Source organism: Microbispora sp. H10670, from assembly GCF_014161385.1.
Classification (GTDB): Bacteria; Actinomycetota; Actinomycetes; order Streptosporangiales; family Streptosporangiaceae; genus Microbispora; species Microbispora triticiradicis.
This window is the reverse complement of sequence record NZ_JABBWW010000014.1, coordinates 18425-32415: the sequence shown is the minus strand read 5'-3', so window position 1 is coordinate 32415 and position 13991 is coordinate 18425. Positions and strand designations below refer to the sequence as shown.

10 protein-coding genes and 1 pseudogene are annotated in these 13991 nt (G+C 72.7%); 5 read left to right on the top strand and 6 right to left on the bottom strand.

Translation table 11 applies throughout. The annotated features are described in order from the left end of the window. The first annotated feature begins 44 nt into the window (after nt 1-44). From HHX33_RS20245 to HHX33_RS20230, 4 genes are read left to right on the top strand one after another with little or no spacing between them, the layout of a single operon-like run. Complete coding sequence (locus HHX33_RS20245) at nt 45-1529, top strand: pyridoxal phosphate-dependent decarboxylase family protein (RefSeq protein ID WP_220502005.1); 1485 nt, start codon at nt 45-47, stop codon at nt 1527-1529. 17 nt (nt 1530-1546) lie between these two features. Continuing rightward, a complete protein-coding gene (locus HHX33_RS20240) occupies nt 1547-2842 on the top strand; it encodes a lysine N(6)-hydroxylase/L-ornithine N(5)-oxygenase family protein (protein ID WP_182875979.1) in 1296 nt (431 codons plus the stop codon). After that, a complete protein-coding gene (locus HHX33_RS20235; protein WP_182875978.1) occupies nt 2839-3432 on the top strand; it encodes a GNAT family N-acetyltransferase in 594 nt (197 codons plus the stop codon). The genes HHX33_RS20240 and HHX33_RS20235 overlap by 4 nt, the downstream gene beginning before the upstream one ends. Then, nucleotides 3429-5318 carry an IucA/IucC family protein gene (locus HHX33_RS20230; RefSeq protein WP_182875977.1) on the top strand — a complete coding sequence of 630 codons (1890 nt, stop codon included), beginning with the start codon at nt 3429-3431 and terminating at the stop codon, nt 5316-5318. Before HHX33_RS20235 ends, HHX33_RS20230 begins: the two co-directional genes overlap by 4 nt. A 72-nt stretch (nt 5319-5390) precedes the next feature. Here the strand turns inward: HHX33_RS20230 and HHX33_RS20225 are convergent, their stop codons facing one another. The 4 genes from HHX33_RS20225 to HHX33_RS20210 all read right to left on the bottom strand — a co-directional run bounded on the left by HHX33_RS20225 (nt 5391) and on the right by HHX33_RS20210 (nt 10361). Then, entirely contained in the window at nt 5391-5675 is a 285-nt protein-coding gene (locus HHX33_RS20225) for a DUF1540 domain-containing protein (protein ID WP_182875976.1), read from the bottom strand. 114 nt (nt 5676-5789) lie between these two features. Beyond that, nucleotides 5790-6416, bottom strand: coding sequence for a GAF domain-containing protein (locus HHX33_RS20220; RefSeq protein WP_182875975.1), 627 nt, complete (start codon nt 6414-6416; stop codon nt 5790-5792). Next, nucleotides 6403-7290, bottom strand: a complete 888-nt coding sequence (locus HHX33_RS20215) for a S8 family peptidase (RefSeq protein WP_111697457.1) — start codon at nt 7288-7290, stop codon at nt 6403-6405. Before HHX33_RS20215 ends, HHX33_RS20220 begins: the two co-directional genes overlap by 14 nt. Beyond that, nucleotides 7287-10361 (bottom strand): AAA family ATPase, encoded by a 3075-nt coding sequence (locus HHX33_RS20210; protein WP_182875974.1) that lies wholly within the window; start codon nt 10359-10361, stop codon nt 7287-7289. Before HHX33_RS20210 ends, HHX33_RS20215 begins: the two co-directional genes overlap by 4 nt. Nucleotides 10362-10510: 149 nt before the next feature. On the opposite strand from HHX33_RS20210, the pseudogene HHX33_RS20205 reads away from it, so the two are divergent. Then, nucleotides 10511-11728, top strand: a pseudogene (locus HHX33_RS20205) (RNA-guided endonuclease InsQ/TnpB family protein); the annotation flags it as partial. 34 nt (nt 11729-11762) lie between these two features. On the opposite strand, the gene HHX33_RS20200 reads toward HHX33_RS20205, so the two are convergent. Continuing rightward, the gene (locus tag HHX33_RS20200; RefSeq protein ID WP_111697459.1) at nt 11763-11975 is read right to left on the bottom strand and encodes an aroma-sacti cluster domain-containing protein; all 213 of its coding nucleotides are present in this window, start codon (nt 11973-11975) and stop codon (nt 11763-11765) included. 174 nt (nt 11976-12149) lie between these two features. Continuing rightward, nucleotides 12150-13958 (bottom strand): AfsR/SARP family transcriptional regulator, encoded by a 1809-nt coding sequence (locus HHX33_RS20195; RefSeq protein ID WP_182875972.1) that lies wholly within the window; start codon nt 13956-13958, stop codon nt 12150-12152. Between the last annotated feature and the right edge of the window lie 33 nt (nt 13959-13991).

The following is a 13991-nucleotide window of genomic DNA, read 5'->3' as shown; positions in this document are numbered from 1 at the left end:
TCCACCGACTTAGGTTTGCCTAGCCTAACTAACTAAGGATGACCATGACCCATCCCCGCGCCGGAGACGCGCGGTCGTATCTGCTCAACGACCACACCGTGGAGGGATACCGGAGCGCGATGGCCGCCGGGACCACCCGCGTGGCCGGCCGGGTCGGCCGGACCGAACGGCCGTTCAGCGGCGTCGCCCCGGCGCGGCTCGCGCCGGAGATCGCCGCGATCGACCTCGAACGGCCGTTGCACGACCACGCCGCCGCGCTCGACGAGCTCGAACGGGTCTATCTGCGCGACGCCGTCTACTTCCACCACCCCCGCTATCTCGCCCACCTCAACTGCCCGGTGGTGCTCCCCGCGCTGCTGGGCGAGGTGGTCCTGTCGGCGGTCAACTCCTCGCTCGACACCTGGGACCAGAGCGCGGGGGGCACGCTCATCGAGCGCCGCCTGGTGGAGTGGACGGCCGGCCGCGTCGGCTTCGGCCCCGCCGCCGACGGCGTCTTCACCAGCGGCGGCACCCAGTCGAACCTTCAGGCGCTGTTCCTCGCCCGCGAGGAGGCCCGCGCCGCCGGGGTGCCGCTGTCCCGGCTGCGGGTGATCACGTCGGAGGCGGGCCACTTCAGCGTGCGCAAGGCGGCGACCCTGCTGGGCCTCGGGCCGGAGGCGGTCGTCGCCGTGGAGACCGACGCGGAGCGGCGCATGCGGCCCGGCGGGCTCGCCCGCGAACTCGACCGCTGCCGCCGCGCCGGGCTGACGGTCATGGCCGTCGCCGCCACCGCGGGCACCACCGACTTCGGCTCGATCGACCCGCTGCCGGAGATCTCCCGGCTGTGCGCGGCGGCCGGGGTGTGGCTGCACGTGGACGCGGCGTACGGCTGCGGGCTGCTGGTCTCCCGCAGACGGCGGCACCTGCTCGACGGGATCGAGCGGGCCGACTCGGTCACGGTCGACTTCCACAAGTCCTTCTTCCAGCCGGTCAGCTCGAGCGCGCTGCTGGTGCGGGACGGCGCGGTGCTGCGGCACGCGGCCCACCACGCCGACTACCTCAACCCGCTGCGGATGGCCGAACGGGGGATCCCCAACCAGGTGGACAAGAGCCTGCAGACCACCCGCCGTTTCGACGCGCTGAAGCTCTGGCTGACCCTGCGCGTGATGGGCGCGGACGCGGTCGGCGAGCTGTTCGACCAGGTGGTGGACCTCGCGGGCGAGGCGTACGACATGGTCGCCGCGGACCCGCGCTTCGAGGTCGTCACGCGGTCGCCGCTCAGCACGCTGGTCTTCCGCTACCTGCCGCCGGAGGGCCCGGGCCGCGAACTGGCCGACGACGCCAACCTGTACGCCCGGGAGGCGCTGGCCGCCTCCGGCGAGGCCGTCGTCGCGGGGACGACCGTCGACGGTCGCCACTACCTGAAGTTCACCCTGCTCAACCCGGAGACCACGCGGGACGACGTCGCGTACGTCCTCGATCTCCTCGCCGGTCACGCCCAGCGCCACGTGGACGACCTCGTGCCGCTCGCCGCCCCGTCCAGTAGCTGACCACCAGGGAGAAACGCATGTCCGCCCATGATTTCGTCGCCATCGGGCTGGGGCCGTTCAACCTGGGCCTCGCCTGCCTGGCCGAGCCGGTCGCCGGGCTCGACGGGCTGTTCCTGGAGGCGAGGCCCGGCTTCGCCTGGCATCCGGGGATGATGCTCGACTCGGTCACGCTGCAGACGCCGTTCATCGCCGACCTCGTCACGCTGGCCGACCCGACCTCGCCGTACTCCTTCCTGAACTACCTCAAGGAGACCGGCAGGCTCTACCCCTTCTACATCCGGGAGAACTTCTACCAGCTCCGCGCCGAGTACGACGCGTACTGCAGGTGGGCCGCCGGGCGGCTGCGGAGCGTCCGCTTCGGCCACCGGGTGACCTCCGTGACGTACGACGAGGCGGACGGGTGCTACGTCGTCCACGCGCTGACGGACACCGGCGAGCGGACCGAGCACCGCGCCCCGCACCTCGTGCTCGGCACCGGCACCCCGCCGTACGTGCCCGAGCCCTGCCGCGGCCTCGGCGGCGGCGTCGTCCACAACAGCGAGTACCTCGCCCGCAAGGAGGACCTGCTCGCCAAGGAGAGCATCACGGTCGTCGGCAGCGGGCAGAGCGCCGCCGAGATCTACCGCGACCTGCTGGCCGGCATCGACACCCACGGCTACCGGCTGAACTGGGTGACGAGGTCGCCGCGGTTCTTCCCGCTGGAGTACACCAAGCTGACCCTGGAGATGACCTCCCCGGACTACGTGGACTACTTCCACGCGCTGCCCGAGGACACCCGCTACCGCCTCGAAGCCGAGCAGAAGTGCCTGCACAAGGGCATCGACGCGGCGCTGATCAACGAGATCTACGACCTGCTGTACGCCAAGACCGCCGGCGGGCCGGTCCCGGCGCGGCTGCTGACCTGCACCGAGCTGCGCGAGGCGGGCTACGACGCGGCCCGGGGGGAGTACACGCTCGGCCTGCGCCACCTGGAGCAGGAGCGCGACTTCACGCTCGTCACCCAGGGCCTCGTGCTGGCCACCGGCTACCGCTACGAGCCGCCCGCCTTCCTCGATCCCGTACGGGACCGCATCCGGTGGGACCGGCGCGGCCGGTTCGACGTGGCCAGGAACTACAGCGTCGACGTCACCGGGCGGGGGATCTTCGTGCAGAACGGCGCGACCCACGCGCACAGCGTCACCTCTCCCGACCTGGGCATGGGCCCGTACCGCAACTCGTGGATCATCGCCCAGATCCTCGGCCGCGAGCACTACCCCATCGAGAAGGCGATCGCCTTCCAGGAGTTCGGCGCCCCCGAGGGGGTGGTCGCGTGAGCGGGATCGTCTTCCGCGGCGTTTACGACGGGGTCGGCGAACTGGCTCTGCGCCGGCTCGACCCCGACGCCGACGCGGAGATCGTGCACGCCTGGGTGACCCACCCCAAGGCCGTGTTCTGGATGATGGGGGACGCGGACGTCGCCGAGGTCGCCGAGGAGTACCGCCGGATCGTGGCGCACCCGCACCGCGACGCCTACCTCGGGCTGGTGAACGGGCGTCCGGCCTTCCTGGCCGAGCGGTACGACCCCGCCCGGGTCGAGCTGGCGGGCCGGTACGACGAGCGGGACGGCGACGTGGGTATGCACTTCCTCTGTGCGCCCACCGGCACCCCGGTGCACGGCTTCTCCCGCGCCGTGATCACCACCGTGCTGGAGATGCTGTTCGCCGACCCGGCGGTGCGGCGGGTGGTCGTCGAGCCCGACGTGCGCAACACCGCCGTCCACGCGCTGAACGCGGCCGTCGGCTTCGAGGTCGTCGGCGTGATCGCCAAACCCGAGAAGGAGGCCCTGCTGAGCGTGTGCACGCGCGAGCGATTCCACGCCGCGAGCGTCGCGGCCGGTGTGCGGGGGGAGGGGATCCACCGGTGACCGGCCCCGGAAACCGCGCCGCCGATCCGGCCGGAACCCCCACCGGAGACGCCGCCGAGAACTCCGCCGAAAACGCCGCCGGGAGCCTCGCCGGAGATCCTGCCGGCGATCCTGTCGCGGCGGTCGCCCACCTCACCCCGGCGACCTGGGAGAAGGCCAACCGGCGGCTGGTCCGCAAGGCGCTCGCCGAGTTCGCCCACGAGCGGCTGCTCGTTCCGCGCCCGCTCGGCGACGGCTGGTACGCCGTGCGGTCCGACGACGACACCGTGGAGTATCGCTTCACCGCCACGGTGCTGTCGCTCGACCACTGGCACATCGGCGAGATCACCCGGCACCGCACTACGGGCGAGGCCCTGCCTCTCGACGCACTGGATCTCGTCGTGGAGATGCGCGGCTCCCTCGGGCTGACCGACGAGATCCTCCCCGTCTACCTGGAGGAGATCTCCTCCACGCTGGCGAGCCTCGCGTACAAGCTGACCAGGCGTGCGGCCGGCGCGGACGAACTGGCGAAGGCCGGCTTCCAGGAGATCGAGGCCGCGATGACCGAGGGGCATCCGTGCTTCGTGGCCAACAGCGGCCGGATCGGCTACGGGATCGACGACCACCACCGGTACGCCCCCGAGGCCGCCGCCCCCGTACGCCTGATCTGGCTGGCCGCCCACCGCGACCACTGCGTGTTCTCCTGCTCCGGCGACATCGACTACGAGCGGCTGACGCGCGGCGAACTCGGCGAGGAGACCCTCGCCCGCTTCGCGGGCACACTCACCGGTCTCGGCCTCGACATGACCGACTACCTGCTCCTTCCGGTGCACCCGTGGCAGTGGTGGAACAAGCTGTCGGTCACCTTCGCCGCGGCGGTCGCCACACGGCGCCTGGTCTGCCTGGGCCCCGGCGACGACGACTACCTCCCCCAGCAGTCGGTGCGCACGTTCTTCAACGCCGGCGCGCCGTCGAAGCACTACGTGAAGACCGCGTTGTCGGTGCTCAACATGGGCTTCATGCGCGGCCTGTCCGCGGCGTACATGGAGGCCACCCCGGCGATCAACGACTGGCTCGCCGGCCTGCTGCGGGACGACGAGATCTTCCGCGCGACCCGCCTGACGATCATCCGCGAGCGGGCCGCCGCCGGCTACCGCGACCGCCTGTACGAGTCGGCCACCCGTCCCCACTCGCCGTACCGGAAGATGCTCGCGGCGCTGTGGCGGGAGAGCCCGGTGGCGGGCCTGGAGCCGGGCAGGCGCCTGGCCACCATGGCCTCCCTCCTGCACGTCGACGAGGAGGGCCGGTCGTTCGCGGCGGCGCTGATCGAGCAGTCGGGCCTGCCGCCCGAGGTGTGGCTGCGGCGCTACCTCGACGCCTATCTCACCCCGCTGCTGCACGCCTTCTACGCGTACGGCCTCGCGTTCATGCCGCACGGCGAGAACGTGATCCTGGTGCTCGACGGCGGCGCGGTGGAGCGGGTGATCTTCAAGGACATCGCCGAGGAGATCGTGGTGATGGACCCGGACACGGACCTGCCTCCCGGCGTGCGGCGGATCCGCGCCGAGGTGCCCGAGGACATGCGCCTACTGTCGATCTTCACCGACGTGTTCGACTGCTTCCTGCGCTTCCTCAACGCGATCCTGGCCACGGGCGGCGTGCTCGGCGAGGATGTGTTCTGGCGGACGGTCGCCGAGTGCGCGGCGGACTACCGGCGGTCGGCGCCCCATCTCGCCGAGCGGTTCCGGCGCCACGACCTGTTCGCGGAGACGTTCGCGCTCTCGTGCCTCAACCGCCTGCAACTGCGCGACAACCGGCAGATGGTGGACCTCGCCGACCCGTCGGCCGCGCTCCAGACGGCCGGCGACCTGGTCAACCCGATCGCCCGGTACGCCCCGCCCGCCTGAGCGCCGTCCGCCCGAGCCCCGCCCGCCCGAGCCCCGCCCGCCTGAGCACCGTCCGCCTGAGCATCGTCCGGCTCAGGCGGGCGCGTACGTCATGCAGTCGGCCTCGTCCTGCACGTAACCGATGTCGATGCCGGGCGCCTGGCACTCCAGCGCCACGTTGTGCCGGCAGTCGTACATCTTGCACGCGCCCACGCGGCCCACGGTCTGCTGGTCGCCACCCGGCCCCGCGGTGGTGAAGAAGGTGTCACAGTGCGCGTGGGACAGGTCGCCGACCGTGATGGCGGTCGCGTGGCACCTGCGGTCACGGTTGTACACGCACGAGGTGGCCTCGCAACGGTTGACAACGGGCATCTCCATGAGCGGCGTCCCCCCTGGCAGTCACGGCTTTCGCCCGGCTCATACCGCTGTTGACCAGGTCGGCAATCTCCCCGACGCCACCAGACTCGGCCAAGCCATGTCAGGGGAGCAGCACTAGTGCAGCAGTTCCTCGGCGACGGCGAGGAGCTTCAGGGCGGTGGGGTCGGCGGCCCCGGCGCCCCTGGGCACCCGATCGGAGATCCGCTGCAGCAGGAGGTGCACGTCGTCCCCGCCGGCCGCGGCCGGGAGCGCCGCCTCCGACCGCCGCAGCCGCAGCAGCAGCTCCAGGCCGTACGCGGCCTGGGCGGCGAGCATCGCGAGGAGGTCCACGTCGGCGAGCTCGCCCCGCCAGTCGGAGGACCTGTCGAGCACCTCCAGAACGCCGATGCAGCTCTCCTCCCGGATGACCGGCGCCGCCATGATGCTGTGCGGGACGTATCCCGTGGACTCGGCGGCGTCGTGGGCGAACTGCGGCACGGCGGTCACCTCGTCGGCGATCATGGGCTGGCCGCTCGCCGCCACCCAGCCCGCGATGCCCGTGCCGGACGGGAAACGCGTGCCGATGAGGTGCTTCTCCCCCTCACCCGACACGGCCTCGAAGACCAGCTCGCCGGTCTCCTGGTCCACCAGGAAGACCGACGCCGCGGCGGAGGCGAACACGTGCCGGGCGACCTCGACGGTCGACTGCAGCAGCCTGCGCTCGGTGATTTCGCTGTCGGAGCGCCGTTCAGGCACGGACATGCGCGTCTCCCTTGGATACGACGACGTTGCTGGCGGCCAGGTAGAGCACGGACTTGAGCTGGAAGGGGGTCATCCACCGGTGCCTGCTCAGGGCGAGCGCGCACATCCCGGTGATGTGCGGCGCGGCGAAGCTGTTCCCGGTGCTGCGGATCTCCCTGCCGCCGCGCCAGGCCACCCGGACCCGGACGCCCCTCGCGTAGAACTCGGCCGGCGGCGCGGGGTTGTAGTAGTAGGTCATCGGGTCGGGTTCGTCGTGGCTGGCCACGGAGATGACCGAGGAGAACGTCCAGGGGAAGCTGACCACCGGCATGTTGTGCGCCGCGGCCACGAGCAGACAGCGCCGGAAGTACGCGCGGTCGGCCAGCTCGTGCAGCTCGGGCAGGAACTGGCTCCTGGTGGTGGACAGGCTGAGGTTGACGAGGTCGAACCCCTCCTCGACGGCCCAGCGCAGACCGGCCAGGAGGGCGGCGCCGCTGCCGGACCGGCCGTCGGTCAGCACCCGCACCGAGGTCAGCGAGACGGCCGGGGCGATCGAGCGGATCACACCGGCGCACGCGGTCCCGTGCCCCACCGGGTCGGCCGGGTCGCAGTCGACGACCGTGAGGTCCCCACCGTCGTCGGCGACCACCAGCGAACGGTCCAGGTGGCCGACCCGCGGGTGGGAGGCGTCCACCCCGGTGTCGAGCACGCAGACGCGCACCCCCGCCCCGTCGGCGGGCCCCGTGCCGTCGTCGCCCCACGCCCATTCCCTGGTGACCTCCTCCAGGCGGCTCACGCCGAACTCCTCCGGCGCCAGCCGTGAGGTCGCCAGGCTCCAGGCCGGCACGCCGGGGAACTGCTCACGCCGCTCGCGGCGCCAGGGGGGCTGTGTCACGGTAGCCTCTCCTCCTCGATCCACCGGCGTACCCGCCGGGCGGGCAGCTCCGCGCCCTTGGCCGCGTACCCCCGCAGCGCGCGGGCCGCGGCCTCGGCCGCCGGGCCGGTGCGCCCGGCCGCGTGGTGGACCTTCGCCAGGTCGGCCAGCACGTCCCCGCGCAGGCAGGGGTCGTCGGTCCGGGCGAGCAGCTCCTCCGCGCGGGCGGCGAGGGCGCCCGCCGCGCCGTGGTCGCCGTCGAGGGACGCGACCCAGGCGCTCAGCGCGAGAAGGGTCAGCTCACCGCGGGCCTGCAGCCGCGCGCCCGTCGCGCGCAGCCGCGCCAGCTCTCCCGCGGCCTCGGCGTGACGGCCCAGCCGCAGCAGCTCGCGCGCCGCGTACAGCTCCAGCGTCCTGGCCGGCTCGGACTGGCCCACCCGGTGGAGGTCGGCCGCCGCCCGGCGGAACAGCGCCTCGGCCTCGGCATGCCGGTCGATGAGCGACTCCACCAGCCCGCGCACCTGGAGGACCGCGGCCGCGGCCAGGTCGAGGTGGAGGTCCCGGGCGTGCCGGTCGGCGGCGTGGAGGACGGCCCACGCCTCGGCGACGTCACCGGCCAGCGCGAGCAGGCGCGCCTCGGTGACCAGGACGGGCAGGAGCATCGCCCGGTCGGCGCAGAACCTGGCCGACAGACCGGCGCACAGGGAAAGCCCCTCCGCCAGCGGGGTGGGGGACCACTGCGCCAGCTCGCACAACCCGCTGAGCAGGCGGTTCTCCTCGTACCTGTCGCCGAGGGAGCGGGCCCGGGCCAGAGCCTCGCGCAGCGCGGCCTCGGCCGCCCCGAAGTGGCCCTCGCCGATGCGCAGCAGCGCCTCCAGGTGGTGGAACCGGCACCAGCCGAGATCGTCGCCGGGGTCGGCGGCCAGCAGGTCCCGGAACGGCTTGGCCGAGGCGGGCCTGGTGCCGAAGCGCACCGCCAGCGTCTCGCGCTGGACCGCGCACGTGAGGCGGGTGCGCGGGTCGCCCGGCAGCATCCGCTCGGCCATGTCCAGCGCGGCGTACGGCCGGTCGGCCTCGCCCCGGGCCAGGCCGGCGTCGCAGATGCGTACGGCGAGCGGCCGGTGCTCGGGGTGCCCGGCCGGCAGCAGGTCGCGCCCCCGCTCCAGCAGGGCGATGGCCGCGGGCAGGTCCTTGCGGTGCAGGGCCCGGGTGCCCTCGCCGACGAGGGCGCGGGCGGCCCGCTCGGTCAGCGCCGGCAGCAGCGGGTCGTCCGGCCGCACCTCGCGCTTGAGCAGGCAGGCGGTCTCCAGATGGTGGGTCAGGTCGCCGTGCGACGACTCCTCCCCGGACGAGGACGAGACGGCGGCCTCAGCCCGCCCCGAGCGCCCGGAGATCCGGTCGGCGAGGGCCAGATGCCACGTGGCCCGCAGGTCCTTGCGGGTCATGGCGTAGACCGTGTCGCGGGTCAGCGTCTGGGTGAAGTGGAACGACCCCGCCGCCTCCCCGCGCCGGACCAGGCGCCTGCGGATCAGGAGCCCGACCGTCTCGTCGACGTCGAACCGGGTCTCCGGCTGCGCCGCGCAGAGGACGCCGAGCTGGTCGAGGGTGAAGACGTGGCCGATCGTCGCGGCCCGTTCGAGCACGTCCCGTTCCCCGTCGTCGAGCAGGTCGAGCCGCGCGCCGAGCAGCGCCTGGATGGTGCGCGGCAGCGGGGCGTCCTCCCCCTCCTCGGCCAGCGTCTCCAGCAGCAGTTCGGCGAACAGCGGGTTGCCGTCGGAGCTCTCCGCGACCCGCCGGAACAGGGCCGGGCCGGTGGCCACGGCGTGGGCGACCACCTCGCCCTCCGGCGGCCGGAGCTCGGCGAGCCCGGCGACCAGCCGCTCCATCTGCGCCATGTCCAGCGCGCCGAGCTCGAACGCGACGGCGCGGCCGACGTCGATCCCCCAGGAGGGCCGCGCCTCCAGCAGCTCGGGGCGGGCCACCCGTACGACCAGGACCGGCACGTCGACCAGCCACGTCGTGAGGTCGTCGATCAGGTCGAGGAGGGTCGGCTCGGCCCAGTGGAGGTCCTCCCAGACCACCACCAGCGGCTCGCGCCGGGCCAGCGCCTCGAACAACGCGCACACCGCCCGTGCGATCTCCTCGACGCCCGCGTCCTCTCCCGTACGCGGCGGGCGGGCGGCGTGCGCGGTCACCAGGCCGCGAAGGGCGGCGCCGCTCGCCGCCTCCAGCGTGTCCGGCCAGTCGTCGCCGAGGGACTCGATCATCTCCGCGATGGGGCGATAGGTGATCCCGGCGCCGTACGAGCGGCACCTCCCGGTGAGCACGGTGACCTCGGCGGGAAGTTCGTGGACGAAGTCGCGTACGAGCCGGGACTTGCCGATGCCCGGCACGCCGAACACGGTCACCACCCGGCACCGGTGGTCCCGCACCGCCTCCCGGTACGCCGTGCGGAGCCGCGCGGTCTCCGCGGCGCGGCCGATGAGCGGGACCTGGTCGTCGTCGTCCCCGGTGTCCGGCTCCAGCGAGGTCACCCGCCAGGCCCGCACGGGGTTGCTCTTGCCCTTCAGGGTGAGCGGCGGCACGGGCTCCAGCCGCGCCTGGGCGCGGACCAGGCGCGCGACCTCGTCCCCGACGAGGATCTCGCCGACGCCCGCGGCCGACTGCAGGCGGGCGGCCGTGTTGACGGTGTCGCCGATGACGCGCAGGTCCGCTCCCGGGGTGGGGATGACCACCGCCTCTCCGGCGCTGACGCCGCAGTGCACGTCGAGCCGGATGCCGTGCGTGGGAGCGAGGCCGTCGCTCAGCTCCCGCACCCCCTGCAACGCGGCGTGGGCGGCGCGGACCGCCCGCAGCGCGTCGTCCTCACGGCCGGCGGGGATGCCGAAGACCGCCATGATCGCATCCCCGATGTACTTCTCCACCACGCCGCCGTGCTCGCTGATCCCGGAGGTGCACGCCTGGTAGTAGCGGTCGAGGACGTCCCGGAGAAGCTCGGGATCGAGCCGTTCGGCCAGCTCCGTCGAGCCCACCAGGTCGATGAAGACGACCACGACGTTCCGGCGCGCAGGGCGGGCCGCCCCGGCAGTCATCAAGATCCTCCGTGGAGACCCCCGCCTTCGGGCGGGGGAGGGATCGGGCTCGCCGCGGAGCGGGGCAGGGGTCGGCGGTTCACTGCCAGTTGGAGTTCCATGCGAACAAACATGCGATTCTCAACCGATCGGGTGGCATGATGTGCGGCATGGCGCAGACGGTGAAGCGGGCCTACAAGTACCGCTTCTACCCGACCCCCGAGCAGGCGTGTGAGCTTGCCCGGACGTTCGGGTGTGTGCGCCTGGTCTACAACAAGGCCCTTGAAGAACGCACCCGCGCCTACGCCCTGGAAGGCCGCCGGGTCTCCTACACGGATTCCTCGGCCATGCTCACTGCCTGGAAGCGTAGCGAGGAGCCGGCGTTCCTGGCTGAGGTGTCCTGTGTGCCATTGCAGCAGGCGCTGCGCCACCTGCAGGCCGCGTTCGCGAATTTCTTCGCCAAGCGGGCCAGATATCCGGTGTTCAAGTCGCGCAAGAGGTCGCGGGCGTCGGCCGAATACACCCGCTCGGCGTTCCGCTGGCGGGACGGCCGGCTCACGCTGGCGAAGATGGACGGTCCGCTGGACATCGTGTGGTCGCGTCCGCTCCCGCAGGGGGCGGAGCCGTCCACGGTGACCGTGAGCAGGGACCCGGCCGGGCGGTGGTTCGTGTCCCTCTTGGTCGAGGAGACGATCAGCCCCCTCGCCCCCACGGGGGACGTGGTCGGGGTGGACGCGGGGATCACCAGCCTGGTGACCCTGTCCCGCCCGATCGGCGATCTGACCGACGAGAACGGAAAGGTCGCCAACCCCGGGCATGAGCGGGCCGGCCGCAGGCGCCTGGTCAAGGCCCAGCGCTCGCTGGCGCGCAAGGCGGCGGGCAGTGCGAACCGGGCCAGGGCTCGGCTCAAGGTCGCCCGCGCCCACGCCCGCATCAGCGACCGGCGCCGGGACTTCCTGCACAAGTTGTCGACTCGGCTCGTCCGCGATAACCAAGTGGTCGTGATCGAGGACCTGGCCGTCCGCGCCATGGTCAAGAACCACTCGCTGGCCCGCGCCATCTCCGATGCCGGCTGGTGGCAACTGCGGTCGATGCTGGAGTACAAGGCCGGGTGGTACGGGCGGGAACTGGTCGTGATCGACCGGTGGTTCCCCTCCTCCAAGCTGTGCTCGGCCTGCGGGGCACTGCAGAAGTCGATGCCGCTGAACGTCCGGGTCTGGGAGTGCGCCTGCGGCGCGGTCCATGACCGGGACGTCAACGCCGCCAGGAACATCCTCGCCGCCGGGCTGGCGGAGAGGTGAAACGCCTGTGGAGCTGGTGTAAGACCTCAACGAGAGCCCTCTCGGACGAGGCGACCGGCGGTGAAGCAGGAAACCCGACCGGCGACGGTCGGAATCCCCTCCCTTCAGGAAGGGGAGGATGTCAAACGAGCTTTAACTCCTGGCCCTCGACCTCGCCCGCGGCCTCGTCCAGGCGGGTCTTGATCGAGTTCAGCAGCTCGACCTCCGGCCTGCTCAGCTCGGCGAACACCTGCCGCTGCCGCTCGTTGAGCAGGTCCACCGGGTGCCCCGCCTCGCGCAGGGCCGTCAGCGGGTCGAACGGCGCCGGCCCGGTCTGAACATCGTGGCTGTTCAACGGCCCACCTCCTGGTCGTGCCTGTGGTACGCCGCCAACGGTAGGGACGAGGGGTTCAGGGCCAGTATGGCGACGCCATGCCGCCGCCATACTGGCCGCGCGTTCGCCTCGCTCGGCCCCGCCCTGAGAAGCCTCGGCGTGCCCACCGGTCCCGGTCCGGATGATCCCGGTCCGTCAGGGCTCCCGGTTTCCGTGCAGTTCGGCCGCGAACCGGTGGGCGAGCGGTGACATCGCGTACGCCAGGGAGTGGGCGACCACCTCGGCGTCGGCCGGGGTCTGCGAGATCGACAGGACGCCGGCCTCCAGGAGGGACTCGACGACCCGCTCGCCCGGTTCGCCGGCGCGGTCCAGGGCCTCGACGAGTTCCTCGTGCCCGAAGACCGGGCCGCCGAGCGCGCCCAGGGCGAGGAACGCGGTGCGGTGCGGCCACGACGGGTGGGCGTAGGACTCCTCGAACCGCCGGCGCAGCGACACGTCCCCGGCGACGAACTCGTCCAGCACGTTCGCGGTCCGGTCCAGCCGCTCGGCCAGCAGACTGAGCGGCAGGTGCCACAGCCCGGCGAGCCGGGCCCCCAGCAGGCGCAGGACCAGGGGCGACAGCCCGTACCTCCGGAAGATCCGCAGGACGGCGGGCAGGTCCCCGGCCACCCGGTCGCGGCCGATCACCCGGCTCAGGAACTCGACGCCCTCGCTCGCGGACAGTTCTCCTAGACCGATCCGGGCCACCGACTCCAGCCCGCTGAGCCTGCTCCGGCTCGTCACCAGGACCCGGCTCGACGTGGTGCCGGGAAGCAGCACGCGTACGCTCGCCTCGTCCGGCGCGTCGTCGAGGACCAGCAGGATCTTCCGGTCGGCGAGCCAGGACCGCCAGACGGACGCCAGCGCGTCGTCCTCGCACACGCCGGTGACGTCCAGGCCCACGCTCTCCAGGATCTCCCGCTGGACGCCGGCGGCCGGCCGGGGGGCGCCGTCGCGCCGCAGCGGGATCACCACGGCGCCGTCCGGATAGCGGAGGGCCAGCAGGTGCGCGACGTGTACGGCGAGGGCGGTCTTGCCGGCGCCCAGCCCGCCCGTGATCACCGTCACGTGGGCGGGCTCCTCGATGACGCGCCGCACCTCCGTCTCCCGGCCGACGAAGTCGTCGACGTCGCGGGGCAGCCGGTTCGCCAGGGCCCGTACGGGCCGGGGGCGGGCGGCGGCGCCGGCCAGGCCGGGAAGCCGCGGGGGCGGAGGCCCGTCACCGCGGAGGATGGTCTGGTAGAGCTGCCTGATCAGCGGGCTGGGGTCGATGCCCATCTCGGCGGCGAGGTGCCGCCGCAGGCCCTCGAAATGGGACAATGCCTCGGCGGCCCGCCCGCACCGCGACAGCGCCGTCATCCTCGCCGCGGCGACGCGCTCGCGGGCGGGGAACCGCGCGGCGACGACGTCGAGGGAGCCCAGGGCCTCGACGTGGCGGCCGAGCTCGATCTCCAGTTCCACCCAGTCCTCGTAGACCGACAGGAAGAGCTCGGTGAAGCGGCCCACCTCGGCGGCGACGAGCGGGACGTGGCGGAACTCGACCAGCGGCCGTTCGTGCCACATGCTGACGGCGTCGCCCAGCAGCGTGGCGGCGGACGGGAGGTCTCCGCTCCGGACGGCGGCGCGGCCCGACCTGCTCAGTTCCAGGAAGCGCAGCAGGTCGAGTTCCTCGCGGTCGGCGCGCATCCGGTAGCCCCACCCCTGGAAGCTGATCCGGTCGCCCACGATCTTGCGCAGCGCGGACACGTAGACCTGCAGGTTCTTGCGCGCCGTGCGTGGCGGGGTCTCGCCCCACAGACAGTCGATCAACTGCTCCGACGGGATGACCGCGTTCGCGTGGCACAGCAGGATCGCCAGGAGCAGTCGTTGTTTCGGAGCGCCGATGACCGCGCGGTGATCCGCCACGTGGACCTCCAGCGGACCGAGAATCGAGCAGTGCAGTCGCGGTGAGATCGTGTCACCCATGGTGCGTTCCTTGGTCCCGGTCTCCGCGGCGAC